The sequence below is a fragment of the Enterobacter sp. BIDMC109 genome, assembly GCF_001037885.1.
GTDB classification, from domain to species: domain Bacteria; phylum Pseudomonadota; class Gammaproteobacteria; order Enterobacterales; family Enterobacteriaceae; genus Enterobacter; species Enterobacter hormaechei_C.
On sequence record NZ_KQ090002.1, the window covers coordinates 1,828,862 to 1,842,767 of the forward strand.

At 55.4% G+C, this 13,906-nt stretch carries 10 protein-coding genes and 1 pseudogene; 7 read left to right on the top strand and 4 right to left on the bottom strand.

Going from position 1 to position 13,906, the window contains the following annotated elements:
* Positions 1-59 precede the first annotated feature (59 nt).
* The gene (gene emtA / locus SK62_RS08750) at positions 60-671 is read left to right on the top strand and encodes a membrane-bound lytic murein transglycosylase EmtA (protein ID WP_017384310.1); all 612 of its coding nucleotides are present in this window, start codon (positions 60-62) and stop codon (positions 669-671) included.
* Between the two features lie 37 nt (positions 672-708).
* Here emtA and SK62_RS08755 read toward each other — a convergent pair whose 3' ends face one another.
* A complete protein-coding gene (locus SK62_RS08755; RefSeq protein ID WP_017384309.1) occupies positions 709-1,440 on the bottom strand; it encodes a flagellar brake protein YcgR in 732 nt (243 codons plus the stop codon).
* A 160-nt stretch (positions 1,441-1,600) separates the two neighbouring features.
* Here SK62_RS08755 and SK62_RS08760 point away from each other — a divergent pair, with 160 nt between their 5' ends.
* The gene (locus tag SK62_RS08760) at positions 1,601-3,703 is read left to right on the top strand and encodes a TonB-dependent siderophore receptor (protein WP_047719469.1); all 2,103 of its coding nucleotides are present in this window, start codon (positions 1,601-1,603) and stop codon (positions 3,701-3,703) included.
* Positions 3,704-3,793: 90 nt separating this feature from the next.
* Here the strand turns inward: SK62_RS08760 and SK62_RS08765 are convergent, their stop codons facing one another.
* On the bottom strand, positions 3,794-5,476 hold the full coding sequence (locus SK62_RS08765; RefSeq protein WP_023303876.1) for an alpha,alpha-trehalase: 1,683 nt from the start codon (positions 5,474-5,476) through the stop codon (positions 3,794-3,796).
* 437 nt (positions 5,477-5,913) lie between these two features.
* Here SK62_RS08765 and SK62_RS08770 point away from each other — a divergent pair, with 437 nt between their 5' ends.
* Complete coding sequence (locus SK62_RS08770) at positions 5,914-7,251, top strand: carbohydrate porin (protein WP_023303875.1); 1,338 nt, start codon at positions 5,914-5,916, stop codon at positions 7,249-7,251.
* 87 nt (positions 7,252-7,338) lie between these two features.
* Here SK62_RS08770 and gap read toward each other — a convergent pair whose 3' ends face one another.
* Positions 7,339-8,349 (bottom strand): type I glyceraldehyde-3-phosphate dehydrogenase, encoded by a 1,011-nt coding sequence (gap, locus tag SK62_RS08775; protein ID WP_015570325.1) that lies wholly within the window; start codon positions 8,347-8,349, stop codon positions 7,339-7,341.
* A 78-nt stretch (positions 8,350-8,427) separates the two neighbouring features.
* Positions 8,428-9,408 (bottom strand): GlxA family transcriptional regulator, encoded by a 981-nt coding sequence (locus SK62_RS08780; RefSeq protein ID WP_047719470.1) that lies wholly within the window; start codon positions 9,406-9,408, stop codon positions 8,428-8,430.
* Positions 9,409-10,255: 847 nt separating this feature from the next.
* Here SK62_RS08780 and SK62_RS08785 point away from each other — a divergent pair.
* The 4 genes and pseudogenes from SK62_RS08785 to SK62_RS08800 all read left to right on the top strand — a co-directional run bounded on the left by SK62_RS08785 (position 10,256) and on the right by SK62_RS08800 (position 13,906).
* A complete protein-coding gene (locus SK62_RS08785) occupies positions 10,256-10,750 on the top strand; it encodes a hypothetical protein (RefSeq protein ID WP_047719471.1) in 495 nt (164 codons plus the stop codon).
* Positions 10,751-10,773: 23 nt separating this feature from the next.
* Positions 10,774-11,277: a type VI secretion system lipoprotein TssJ gene (gene tssJ, locus SK62_RS08790; RefSeq protein WP_022648418.1), complete on the top strand. Its 504-nt coding sequence runs from the start codon at positions 10,774-10,776 to the stop codon at positions 11,275-11,277.
* 28 nt (positions 11,278-11,305) lie between these two features.
* Positions 11,306-12,650: pseudogene (gene tssK, locus SK62_RS08795) on the top strand (type VI secretion system baseplate subunit TssK).
* Positions 12,651-12,667: 17 nt separating this feature from the next.
* Complete coding sequence (locus tag SK62_RS08800; RefSeq protein WP_047719472.1) at positions 12,668-13,906, top strand: DotU family type VI secretion system protein; 1,239 nt, start codon at positions 12,668-12,670, stop codon at positions 13,904-13,906.

The window sequence follows — 13,906 nt, forward strand, 5'->3', positions numbered from 1 at the left end:
ATACGCCGCCTGCTTCAAGGGGCGACGTACCGCGATGACCGGCTATAAGGATAGATGACGTGAAATTGAGATGGTTTGCTTTTTTGATTGTGCTGCTCGCTGGCTGTAGTTCAAAACATGATTATCAAAATCCCCCCTGGAACCCTGAAGTGCCGGTAAAGCGGGCCATGCAGTGGATGCCGATCAGCGAACAAGCCGGGAAGGCCTGGGGCGTGAGCCCGCGTCTGATCACGGCGATCATTGCCGTGGAGTCCGGCGGCAACCCGACGCTGGTGAGTAAATCGAATGCGGTGGGGCTGATGCAGTTAAAAGCCTCGACGGCGGGAAGAGAGGTCTATCGCTACATGGGCTGGAAGGGACAGCCATCCACCAGCGAGCTGAAAAACCCGGAACGTAATATCTCTATGGGAACCGCTTACCTGAGCATTCTCGAGCATGGCATTCTGAAGGGGATTGACGATCCGGAAGTGATGCAATATGCGCTGGTGGTGTCGTACGTTAACGGAGCCGGCGCGCTGCTCCGAACCTTCTCATCCGATCGCAAAGAGGCGATAGAAGAGATTAACGATATGGATAAAGATGAATTCTTCGAGCACGTTGTGAAGAATCATCCGTCAGCACAGGCTCCACGTTATATCTGGAAAGTACAGAAAGCGATGGACGCCATGTAACGCCTTTGTCGGGCGGCAGCATGCTGCCCGACGCCTTTCAGCGCACTTTGTTCGCGCGTTCCCGCGCTTCACGCTCCAGTGAGAAGATGATGCGCTGTAGTTCGCGTTCGGCGCCTGGCCCGACATTCAGAAAGCGAAAGCTCAGTCGCGGCGTGGTAATGGTTTCGTTTTTGCTGTCCACCACCTTACGCTCGCTGATGGCAATCAGCTGGGCGTCAAACCAGAAGCGTCCCCATCCGCCCATATCCAGCTCAATCTGACTAAAACGCATGCCTTCCACCAGTCCTTCCGGCTTCGGCGTATCCATTAACGCGCCCATCCCGCCCAGTGACAGGTCGAAGAGACGAAAGCGGATCTCTTTTTTGTCCGGCATTTTTGCCTTACAGAAATAGGCCGGGTGAAGCGGGGCGCTGATGCGAAAAAACTCGCGGCGTTGCACGAACCAGAGGTTAGCGGGCAGGGGAGCGATAAACGCAGGCAAACCCTGGTACGCGATCGTGGTCAGGCGGGGCAGTATAAACTCGACTTTAGCCCCCTGCGTTTCGGCCATCACCGAGAGGTTTTCTGCCTGGAGCGCGGCACGGTTTTCTTCGCTCTGGCTACCCAGATCCACGATCAGGTGTTCTGCCGTCACGTCCAGGATCTTACTGATAAACTGGCTGGTTGACCAGTTGATGCGCAGCGGCACCTCGCCCTTTTTCAGGTCGCGTAATACCCCTAATACAGCCAGCGGATTTTGTTTCAGGAACTGCTCACTGTAGCTACTCACGCCAGATGGCTCCTCGATAGATGACAGACTGTCTCTGGGTTATCGGCACGCTGGCATGAAACTTAATACAAACGATCTGTTTTTCTCCGCCGATATTGATTTGCTAATGGAAATGATAATAATTGGCGTTCCCAATACCATCTAATAACAAGACGACACTATGAGCACCTCACGTTTTGCGTTATGCGCGTTGGCAGGCGCCGTCACGCTGGCATTGCAAACACAGGCTTTTGCAGAAGAACCCACCATCGTGGTGACCGGTACAGAGCAGGGCAGCGCGCTCCCTGCCTGGACCAACAGCGCCACGAAATCAGCCGTCGCGGAAAGTAAAACGCCCCAGGTGATCAACACCATCGCCGCTAAAGAGATTGAGCAGCGGCACGCCAGTTCGGTAAACGAGATCCTGCGCTATGCGCCGGGCGTTTCCACGGAGGTGCGCGGGAGCACCTCTTACATGAGCGAGTACAAAATCCGCGGGTTCAACGTCGAGCAGGAGTTCTACAACGGCCTGCAACTTCCCTATAACGTCACCGGGAACACTAAAGCGCGAATCGATCCGCTGCTGATTGAGAGCGTCGATATCCTGAAGGGGCCGTCATCCGTGCTGTATGGCGGTGGCTCCCCGGGCGGGCTGGTCAATATTCAGAGTAAAAAGCCGCAGAAAGAGGCGAAAACAGAACTGGGCTTTAACACCGGAAACCGCAATCTGAAAGAGGGGTACCTGGACTCCACGGGGCAGATTGCGACCAGCGACTGGAACTATCGCCTGCTGGGTAAAGCGACAGAGAGTGACGAACAGGCGCACACCACGCGCTATGAAAACTATCTGGTGGCCCCCTCCGTGACCTGGCAGCCGGATGACAAAACGCGCCTGACCATTGACGCGCTGGCGCAAAATACGCCGAGCCTGACGCCGTCTGATCCGATGCCGCTAAGCTATCTACGGTCTAAATACGCCGATCGTCGTGACTATGCCGGGGATGAGTGGAGCGGCTTTAAGCAGCGTCAGTGGATGCTGGGCTACAGCTTTGAACATGAGTTTGACAGTGGCTGGGGCTTTAGCCAGAAAGCGCGCTACTTTGACGTGGACACCCACCAGCGCAGCGCCTATTCAACCGGGACGGGCAGCGAGGTCTACCAGCTTAACCGCTTCGCCTATACCACGGATGAAGATTTACAGAGCTTCAACATTGATAACCAGGTCACCCGAACCGTCGCGCTGGGGGACTGGAAACATCATCTGCTGGCGGGCTTTGACTACCAGAAGCTGAACTCTCACTTCCATTATCGTTACGCCTCGTCCACACCGGGTATCGATATGCGTAATCCGGATCACTCGCAGATCGATAACGATGCGCTGGGGCTTGAAACCGCGCAGAAAAACCGTCTCAGCTATCAGCAGAATGGCTATTACCTCCAGGATCAGATTGCGTTTGGCGGGCTGAACGTGCTGGCCAGCCTGCGCTATGACGACTACCGTTCTGTCACCACCAACTATCTGCAAAACGGTGACAAAGCCTGGGTATCGCAGGATCGCCTCACTAAGCGACTGGGCGCGCTTTATGCCTTTGACAATGGTCTCTCGCCGTTTATCAGCTATTCGGAAGGGTTCGCCCCGGTATCGCCGCAGGGCACGTTGACCGCGAAAGACGTTAAGCCCACCACCAGCAAGCAGGTGGAGGGTGGGGTGAAATACCTGCTGGCGGATTACGCAACCACCTTCACCGCCTCGGTGTTTAACATTCGTCAGAAAAATGTGGTGACCAGCGATCCGGGCTTCCTCAACTATCGCCAGACCGGGGAAGTGGAATCGAAAGGTGCGGAGCTTTCCGCTATGAGTCGTCCAACGGATAAACTGACGCTGATTGCCAACTATGCCTACACCCACGCCATCAATACCGAAGATGACAAGTACCAGGGCAAACGACCGACGCAGGTCCCTGAGAACGCCTTTAATCTGTGGGGAGATTACACCTTTGACAGCACACCGCTGAGAGGGTTAACGCTGGGGGCAGGGGCACGCTACACCGGGCCGATGGAGATCTCGCCAGCCAACGACGCAGGCAAGCTGGGCGGTACGACGCAATACGATCTGGCGGCATCTTACCGCATGGGCGAGCTGGCGCCATCGCTGGAGGGGCTGACGCTGAAAGCGAGCGCGCAGAACGTCACCAACAAAGAGACGCTCACCTGCTATGACGCGACCAACTGCTGGATAGGCCGCGACCGCACGTTCCAGGTCGGGGCGAGTTACAGCTTCTGAAAAAAGCCCGGTGGCGCTTCGCTACCGGGCCAATCTATTGCACGGAACCGTCCCCTCGCCCCACCGGGGAGAGGGTCAGGGTGAGGGGCGCTACTGCGCCGCCTGTTTCGCAGGTGCAACATCATCGTTTGCCGCAGGCTGATTCTCCGGTACGCTGTCGCACGGCTTCTCTTTCGGGCAGACCATGTCCAGCATCCTGAGCGTCACGCCGTTACTCCAGCCGAAACCGTCCTGCAACGGATACTCACCGCCGCCACCGCCGGTACCGGTCGAAGAGACATCGTACTTCTCAACCAGTTTCTTCTCGCGATCGTAGGTATGCTGAACGTTTTTCAGGAAACGCCAGGTTACGTCCATCGCCACTTTCTGCTGACCATAGTTCTGCAACCCTTCCACCGCTACCCACTGCAACGGCGCCCAGCCGTTCGGCGCATCCCACTGCTGCCCGCTGTTGATGGTGGTGGTAGAAATACCGCCCGGTTTCAGCAGGCGTGACGACGCGGCTGCGGCCACTTTATCCGCGCGATCCTGTGATGCGGCCTTCACATACAGCGGGAAGAGGGCTGCGGCCGTCAGCTGATTACGCACCTTCCCGGTTTTCAGATCGTAATCCGCATACCAGCCCTCTTTATCGTTCCACAGGTGGCTTTCCATGGCTTTCTGACGTGCGGAGGCCAGCGCGTCATATTTACTTGCACTGGCGTTATCGCCGTCTTCCTGACTGGCGCGGGCCAGCAGTTTTTCCATCTTAAACATCAGCGCATTCAGATCCACCGGCACGATGCTGGTGGTGCGGATGGTACCCAGCTTCTGTGGATCGTCCATCCAGCGGGAGCTGAAATCCCAGCCCGAGGCCGCGGCAGAGCGCAGATCGCGGTAAATCTCGGTGGCCGGACGGTTAGGGTTATTTTTGGCGGTGGTCACGTCATCCAGCCACGACTCAGGGCGCGGCGTGTCCCGATCGTCCCAGTAGCGGTTGAGGATCGAGCCGTCATCCAGTTTCACCACGCGTTTGTTCGCCTGACCAGCCTGGAGCCCATCAGCCCCCTCCATCCAGTAAGCGTACTCTTTCTCCATCTGCGGACGGTATTTCTTCAACGCGTCGCTGTCATGCGTGGCCAGCAATTCCACCATCAGCGAGAAGAACGGCGGCTGAGAGCGGCTCAGGTAGTAGCTGCGGTTACCGTTAGGGATATGGCCCCAGGTATCAAGCTCGTAAGCGAAGTTGTCCACCATGTCGCCGATCTTATCCCAGTGGCCGCTCTCGGCCAGGCCCAGCATGGTGAAATAGCTGTCCCAGTAATAGACTTCGCGGAAGCGTCCTCCCGGCACGACATAGGGCTTTGGCAGGGGCAGGAGGGAGTCCCATTTGTTCGCTTTGTCAGTGGTGCGGGTCAGTACAGGCCACAGATCGTCTATGTGTTCGCGCAGGCTCTGGCCCTCAGGGGGAACGTATTTCTCACCTTCCTTCGGCAGGATAAAGTTCATCTCCACGAAGTGGCGCAGGTCAAAACCGGACTGGGTATGCTGCATCCGGTAATCCGCCAGGATGGTTAGCGGGTCGCTTTTGGGAACGGCATCCGCGAAGGTTTTCTGATCCGGGAACAGTTTGGCACTCTGTACTTCATTAAAGAGGGGGCCAAGGAGAATATCAGGTGAGCTTTGCTGGCTCGTTGGCTGGTCTTCAGCATAACCAAATGCGGTAACACCGAGTAGGGCGCCTGCCAACGTAAGGTGTAACAAGCCAGGGCGTAGCATTCGAGTTTTTATCATCGGTTCATCTCCATTCGTCGCTGGGCAGCGTCACCGCTGTCGTCAATCACCTGAAAACCTTAGACGAATATTGCCCGCTTCGCGTGTTAGATATCCCATTTTGCGCATTACCAGACAATTTACCGCCGCGCCCGGACGTGAGAAGCGCGCCGAAAACTATTTACTCGGGGAATGTTTTTTGGGGAATGATTTTAATTAAATATCCTGTCAGGGCACGCCATGAATATTGACCAGGCTTATGGGTTGCAACCTTTTTTAATTCTGTGAGCGGGATTGTGTTTCTTTATTACATTCCGCGAATAACTTTCCGTGAAGGTCACACAAAGTAAAAAACATAACCGACATAACAAAAAACATAATAGCCTGCCGAAAAGCATTTGGACGAAATAGAGTGGCCCATCACTTTGGGTATTCACTTTTATTTCAGGATGGATTCTATGCAATTTAAAAAAATGGTTGTCCTCGTGGGGGCACTCTGTTCTGGCTCTCTTTTTGCGGCACAAAGCGCGACGAGCGTAGATGAAAAACTGGCGCAACTGGAGGCGCAAATCGAGGCGTTGAAACAACAGCAGGCGGCCAGTCAGCAGGCTGCTCCCGTGGTCGTCCAGTCAGAAGAGCCCGTCAATAAAGACGCACCACCGAAGCTGACGCTTTCGGGCTTTGGAGATATAAAATTTTATGGCGATGTGGAATTTAATATGGATGCTGCCAGCAAAACCGGCAGTCTGACTTCTGTTAAGCAAAGTGCTAATAGCGACTGGGCACCGGGAGATAAAGAACGGTGGGATATTAATGGTCGTATTTTGCTGGGGTTTGATGGTTATCGAAAAATGGATAACGGCCATTTTTCCGGATTTTCTGTACAACCACTGGGCGATTTGGCAGGGCAAATGTACCTTGATGATGCGGTATTTTTCTTTGGCGCAGAAAACGACTGGGAAATTAAAGTTGGACGTTTTGAAGCCTACGATATGTTCCCGCTCAACCAGGATACCTTTGTTGAATACTCGGGCAATACAGCGGACGATCTTTATAGCGACGGCTATGGTTACATTTATATGCTGAAAGAGGGGCGTGGCCGTACCGACAGCGGCGGTAACTTCCTGATGAGTAAAACGCTGGATAACTGGTATTTCGAGCTGAATACGCTGTTCAAAGACGGCAGCGATCTGTACGTCGACCAGCGCTACCATGGCGCGGAACTGGAAAATGATAAGAACGTCGCCTATGTCCGGCCAGTTATTTCGTGGCAGGACGGCCCGTTCTCAACGGCCGTCGCCATGGAAACCAATCTGGTCAACAATGCTTATGGCTATCGGGATGACGCGGGTCGTTGGGTCGATCAGTCTGACCGCACCGGTTACGGATTCACCATGACCTGGGATGGTCTGAAAGCCGATCCTGAGGATGGCATAGTCGTGAATCTCAACACAGCGTATCTTGACGCCGCAGACGAAACGGACTTCACCTCCGGCGTCAATGCCCTGTGGCGTAACGCTGAGCTGGGCTATATTTATGCGCATAACGAAATCGACGAATTTAACACTTCAACCTTTGACGCAGAGTGTGAGAATGATTGCTGGATCACCGATCCGGGTGAGTATGATATTCACACTGTCCATGCGTCGTACCTTATTCCCAACGTAATGAAGATGAAGAACTTTAACATTTACCTAGGCGCCTACGCTTCGTGGGTGAACGCGTCGCCGAAAAAGGGAAGCGATAAGAACGACGATCGTTATGGTGGTCGTGTGCGGTTTAAATATTATTTCTGAAGAGTGTCATGATGCCCCTCTGTTAGCAGGCAGAGGGGCCATTTTGCAGGCCGGGTATGCGCAAGCGTCACCCGGCAATACGATCGGCTACAACCCTTTCTTATCCATCAGCACCGCCAGATCCACCAGACGGTTCGAGAAGCCCCACTCGTTGTCATACCACGACAGGATCTTCACCATATTCCCGCCAATCACCAGCGTTGAAAGCCCGTCGATGATGGATGAGCGCGGGTCGCCCTGATAATCACGGGAGACCAGCGGTTCATCGCTGTAGCCCAGGATGCCTTTCAGCGGCCCGCTGGCGGCAGCCTGACGGAACGCGTCATTCACCTCTTCGGCGGTCACGTTGCGGCTCAGCGTCACCGTCAGATCGACAATCGACACCACCGGAACCGGCACGCGCAGAGAATACCCGGTGAGTTTACCGTCAAGCTCGGGGATCACTTTCCCGAGCGCTTTTGCCGCGCCGCTGGAGTAAGGCACAATGGATAATGCTGCCGCGCGCGCGCCGCGCAGATCTTTTTCCGGCTGGTCATGCAGCGCCTGGCTGTTGGTGTAGGCATGCGTGGTGTTCATCAGCCCGTGCTCAATGCCAAACTGCTGGTGCAGCACCTGCGCCGCTGGCGCCAGACCATTAGTGGTGCAACTCCCGTTGCTGACCACAAAATGCTGGGCCGGATCGTACAGCGTGTGGTTCACACCCATTACCACCGTCAGATCATCATTTTTAGCCGGGGCGGAAATAATGACGCGTTTTGCGCCGCCGCTCGTGATATGCACCGCCGCTTTTTCACGTTCGGTGAAGAAGCCGGTTGCTTCAATTACCACCTCAACGCCTGCGTCTTTCCACGCAATGTTTGCCGGGTCGCGTTCACTGAATACGGTGATGCGTTGCCCGTCAACCTGTAGCGCGCCGTCCGCCGCTTCCACAGGCACCGGCAGCGTGCCGAGCAGAGAGTCATATTTCAGCAGATGGGCGAGGGTTTTACTGTCCGTCAGATCGTTAATGGCCACAATCTGGAGATCCGGGTTGCCCAGCGCTGCGCGCAGGACATTACGTCCGATACGGCCGAAACCGTTAATACCGACCTTAACCATGATGCACTCCTTATCTGTGTTGTCTGGAGTTACTGTAGGCGTCAGGTCAGATGGCGTAAATGACAAAAAAGGATCATATTACGCCATTCTGCGGCAGTGGAAGCGCTGGCGGTATTCGCCCGGCGTGAGATGAAGCTGCTTTTCAAAAACGCGGCGCAGGTTGATGCTGGTACCAAACCCGCTTTTTTCGGCAATGACCTCAAGCGGATCCTGGGTCTGCTCCAGAAGCTGTCGGGCGGCGGCCAGACGCGCTTCGGTGACATAACGGGCCGGAGGCACGCCCACGTCACGCGTGAACACGCGGGTGAAATTGCGCGGGCTCATGGCGACCCGTTCGGCCAGCCTTTCGACGCACAAATCTGCGGTGAGGTTTTGCAGGATCCAGCTTTGCAGTTCGCTGACTGGTCCGGTCGCGCCGGACTGCTCCAGATTATAGCGGCTGAACTGTAGCTGGCCGCCAGGCCGACGCAGGTACATCACCATATTCTGCGCCACATTGCGGGCGAGGGTGAAGCCGTAATCATCCTCCACCAGCGCCAGCGTCAGGTCAAACCCGGAGCTGACGCCGCCGGACGTCCAGACGGGGCCATCCTGAACATAGAGCGGGCCGCCCTCAACGTTGACCGCAGGATAGCGGGTTTTCAGGGTTTCCAGAAGCCGCCAGTGGGTCGTTGCCCGGCGCCCATCGAGCAATCCGGCCTGTGCCAGCAGCAGGGCCCCGCCGCAGACAGAGGCGACGCGTCGCGCATGCGGCGCGGCCAGGTGCAGCCAGTCCACCACGGCGGTGCTCTCCAGCTCATTCATGCCGCGGCCGGTAATGATGATCGTGTCCAGTGGCTCGCGCGGATCCAGCTCCGGCAGGCGATAGTCCGCCAGCAGGTTCAAGCCGGACTGGCCGTGGATCACCAGATGAGGCTGGGTGGTGGCGATAATGATGCGGTAGCGGGGCTGCGCAAGGCCGTCCGGGTGCAGCCGGTTGGCCTGCATCAGAATGTCGGCGATACCGGCGGCCTCAAACAACATGCCACCATCAGGAACGATAATCAGGATCTTCTTCATGTCCTGAAAAGTACCTTTATCACAAAATAAGTCAAGCGGAAGGCGAACATTGTAGAAGAGACAAATGAGGCGTGCCGGGTGAAAGAGTAGAACGGCAGATGTTGGGAAGAAGTAAAAGAAATATGTAGTAACGGTAAAACTTCTTGCGTGAGGTTCACTGTCAGCGCCGCTGAACCCCCCAGTTTATGGGCTGCAAGGGAGCGCGCTGAACGATGAGAGAGCAAAAAGATGTAGCCGGGCTTAATTGTTTAGGTGCAAAAAATAACCCCAAAGGGGAATTTTGCTCAGGTTATTTCGGATCGCGAAATTAAATTTCTGCCATTTTCTTTGCCGTCATTTGTTAATGCAGGACGCTCGTGCACAATAAAAGTTATCTTCTGAATGCAACAATGAAAATATCCCAGATATATCCCGCAGCGCACAGAAAAAATGAAATTCTACTAATTATGGTAGTGGCGATAATAAGGGGTTAGGTTAATGATAGTGGTTCTCTTTTGCCTGTTTAGTCATTAATTTTCATGCAGTTACGCTCGTAATTCGTCTAAGAAAAAGACGATTTTAGCTAAGTGCGCATTTTTTATGAGATTAATCCTATAATGCATTGGGCGTATCATTAAACGCCATTAAGCAGGCAGGAAATATTGAATTGATGACAAGCTCATGTAAACTTGTCTACCGTTTGTCAAAATATGTCAGGAGCATGCTGGGCCCATTTCTGTCGGGCTCGTGCGGTAGCTATGCCTTAAAATAGTTACCTGCTGAAAATATCCCGACTATTTTAACAATAGCACCTAAGTCAAATTTTATCCCCTCTCTTCATCCTCTAAATATCGCTACGGAAAAGCATATGAAACTGCGCGTATTGTTATCACTTCTGTTTGTTATGGCGGTGGCGGGCTGTAAGGCGCCGCAGAAACCAGCGATCACCGATGATACGATTGTGACCAGCCAGGTGAATGGCGTCACGCTGACCCACCGTCACGCTGTTACCCCTCCGGCGGAGTTCACTCAGGTGAATGAACCGTACCGTGCCATGTACCCGGCATCCCTGATGAGCCGTCCTGACTACGGCGGAAAAGTGATCCGTACGCTTGAGACCGGCAAAACTTACGTTGTGCTGGGGCAGGTTGAACATTTCTGGATGGCGCTGGCCGATGAAGGGAGTGAACAGCTGATTGGTTACGTGCCGATGCGTGCCGTGATCAAGGCTGACCAGTACGAAGCCACCGTGCGTAAACAGGCACTGCGCCCGAAAGCGCGTAAGAAAACCACCTGTGTTGATGTCGATGGCAACAGCAAAGCCTGCAAAGACAGCGCGAACGGTACCTGGATCCTGAACTAAACGGGTTTCATGAGCATATTTTTATGAATAATAAAAATTTTCATCGGATGTGGTTCCCTTTTTTTGCGTTGATTCTCGCGCTGATCGGTGGTTGTACGTCGTCTTCACACAGCGACCCCTCCCGCTACAATCTTCAGTTTCAGGCTCATCCTCAAATCAATGATTCTGCACCGCTTAAGGTCAGAGTATTGCTGCTGAAATCCGATGCGGATTTCATGTCCAGTGACTTCTACTCCTTACAGAACAACGCGTCAGCCACGCTTGGCGCGAATCTGCTGAACAGCGATGTGTTCTTCCTGATGCCGGGCCAGCTTTCGAAAACCCTGAGCGGACAAAGCTCACCGGAAGCGCGCTATATCGGCGTGATGGCGGAATACCAGGCGCTGGACGGCAAAAAATGGCGCGTCTCACTTCCTTTGCCTGTTCCCGGTGAAAACGCGATTTACCAGTTCTGGAAATGGTCCGCAGATGAACTCCAGGCCAGCGTCTTTCTTGACGTAAATGGTATCCGGGTCATCAGCCAGTAACGCCCTTCATAACAGGAAAGAGATCATCATGACGAAAGCAGAAAAGGTCGTCTGGACCGAGGGCATGTTCCTGCGTCCCCACCATTTTCAGCGGACAGAAAGTTACCTCCTCAACCACGTTCGTGAGTGGGGGGGCCTTGCAGCGATCGTATCTTTGGGGCTTTCTCGACCTTGAGCTGGATGAAGCGATGCTTCGCCAGGGCTGTATTGCCCTGAGCTACTGTAGCGGTTTGCTGCCTGACGGCACCTTTTTCCAGGTTCGCAGCGACCGCAACGGTCCGGCTCCGCTAAAAATCCCCGATAATCTCACCAATGAAAAGGTGGTGCTTGCGCTGCCGGTTCGTCGCGGTGGCCGTGAAGAGGTGATTTTCAGCGAGGAGCAGTCTTCTCTGGCGCGTTTTATTACCTTTGAACAAGAGGTGGAAGACGACAACGCCATGTCGGTTGGGGAGGCGACGGTCCAGTTTGGCCGCCTGCGTCTGACCCTGATGCTGGAGAAAGATCTGACGGCAGAATGGACCGCCATTGGCGTGGCGTACGTCACCGAAAAGCGCAACGATAACCACGTGCGGCTGGATAACAGCTACATTCCGCCAATGCTGAACGCCAATAACAGCCCGCAGCTGTACGGTATGATCAATGACCTGCACGGCTTGCTGGTGCAGCGTAGCCAGCAGATCGGCGGTCGACTGCGCCAGCCGGGGCGTTTCAATACGTCCGAGATGGTTGAGTTCACGCTTCTCTCGCTGATCAACCGCCACCTTGGCGACGTCTCACATTTAAAAACGCTGCCGCTGCTTCACCCGGAAGCGCTCTGGCGCAGCTGGCTGCCGTTTGCCACGGAGCTCGCCACCTGGACGCCGCAGCGTACCGCAGAGAGCATACTGCCGGTATACGACCATGACGATCTCGCCGTTTGCTTCAGCAAACTGATGCTGATGCTGCGTCAGGGGCTGTCGCTGGTCATGGAAGATCATGCCATCCAGCTGCCGCTGCACGAACGCTCCCACGGGCTGAACATCGCCACCGTGCCGGAGACCAGCATGGTCCGCGAATTTGGCTTCGTGCTGGCGGTAAAAGCCAATGTCCCCGGCGAACACCTGCAAACCCATTTCCCTGCCCAAATGAAGGTTGCGCCAGTGTCGAAAATTCGCGATCTGGTCCAGCTCCAGCTGCCGGGCATCATGCTTCGGGCAATGCCCGTCGCGCCGCCGCAGATCCCGTGGCATGCAGGCTACAGCTATTTCGAGCTCGAGAGGGGCAGCGAACTGTGGCACGAGATGGACAAGTCCGGGGCATTCGCGCTGCATCTCGCAGGGGAATTCCCGGGTCTCGATATGGAGTTCTGGGCCATCCGTAGCCCGACAGAATAATAAAGCGAGCGCTTAATATGCAGGAACGACAGGATACCGGCAGTGATGCCGTGTTTACCGGAGCCAGTGGGAACAATCAGCTGGTGGCGGCCGCCAATCCGCTGCTCAATGCGATTCCGCAAATCCGTCATTCGGTTTCCCACGACGATCAGGTCGGGCTGCGCCAGCGCCTGATTGACGAAATTCGCCGTTTCGAAGTGCGATGCCAGCAGGCGGGCTTACCGTATGAAGTGATTGTCGGCGCGCGCTACTGCCTCTGCACGGCGCTGGACGAAGCCGCCGCGCTGACCCCGTGGGGAAGCAGCGGCGTCTGGTCAAGCAATGGTCTGTTGGTGACGTTTCATAACGAAACCTGGGGCGGTGAGAAGTTTTTCCAGCTGCTGGCGCGTCTGTCGCAGAATCCGCGCGAACACATTCTGCTGCTGGAGATGATCAACTACTGTCTGCTGCTCGGCTTTGAAGGCCGCTACCGCGTGCTGGACAATGGCCGGACCCAGCTTGAAACCATCAAACAGCGCCTGTGGCAGATGATCCGTGGCGTGCGCGGCAGCTATCCGCCGCCGCTCTCGCCGCACCCGGAAGATCGCCCCGTTCTGCGCAAGCTCTGGCGGCCGATGATCCCACTCTGGGCGTGCGTGGCGCTGGTCGGCTTTATCGCCTGCCTGTTCTATATCGTGCTGAACTGGCGTCTGGGTGATAACACCAGCCCGGTGCTGGCGAAAATTTACCAGTCCCAACTGCCGGAAACCACCATCCAGCAGCCTGCGCGTCAGCTGCCAGCGGTGCTGAACCTGCGCGGCTTCCTGAAACCAGAAATTGATGCCGGTCTGGTGGCCGTTAAGGATGAGGCGGATCGCAGCGTGGTGATCCTGAAAGGGGACGGACTCTTTGGCTCGGCCTCAACGGTGGTGCGCGATCGCTATGAGCCGGTCATCGACCGCATCGCCCAGGCGATGAATAACGTCAGCGGCAAAATTCTGGTGGTGGGGTACAGCGACAACGTGCCGATCCGCAGCGCACGCTTCGCTTCTAACTATGAACTCTCGCTTGAGCGCGCCCGTTCGGTGCAAAAACAGCTCCAGGGTAGCCTCTCACAGCCTGAGCGCGTCAAAGCCGAAGGGCGGGGTGAGATCAACCCGGTAGCGCCTAACACCACGCCTGAAAATCGCGCCCGTAACCGCCGCGTAGAGATTACGCTGCTGGTATCGCCTGACAATACCCAGGCCGAGCTGAACGGATTGCCGCAAGGAAACTAA

What these genes read in the sequence shown, in the direction of transcription:
- SK62_RS08760 (WP_047719469.1), top strand. Translation starts at nt 1,601, where the DNA reads ATGAGCACCTCACGTTTTGCGTTATGCGCGTTGGCAGGCGCCGTCACG.
- SK62_RS08765 (WP_023303876.1), bottom strand. Translation starts at nt 5,476, where the DNA reads ATGATAAAAACTCGAATGCTACGCCCTGGCTTGTTACACCTTACGTTG.
- SK62_RS08770 (WP_023303875.1), top strand. Translation starts at nt 5,914, where the DNA reads ATGCAATTTAAAAAAATGGTTGTCCTCGTGGGGGCACTCTGTTCTGGC.
- gap (WP_015570325.1), bottom strand. Translation starts at nt 8,349, where the DNA reads ATGGTTAAGGTCGGTATTAACGGTTTCGGCCGTATCGGACGTAATGTC.
- SK62_RS08780 (WP_047719470.1), bottom strand. Translation starts at nt 9,408, where the DNA reads ATGAAGAAGATCCTGATTATCGTTCCTGATGGTGGCATGTTGTTTGAG.
- SK62_RS08785 (WP_047719471.1), top strand. Translation starts at nt 10,256, where the DNA reads ATGAAACTGCGCGTATTGTTATCACTTCTGTTTGTTATGGCGGTGGCG.
- tssJ (WP_022648418.1), top strand. Translation starts at nt 10,774, where the DNA reads ATGAATAATAAAAATTTTCATCGGATGTGGTTCCCTTTTTTTGCGTTG.
- SK62_RS08800 (WP_047719472.1), top strand. Translation starts at nt 12,668, where the DNA reads ATGCAGGAACGACAGGATACCGGCAGTGATGCCGTGTTTACCGGAGCC.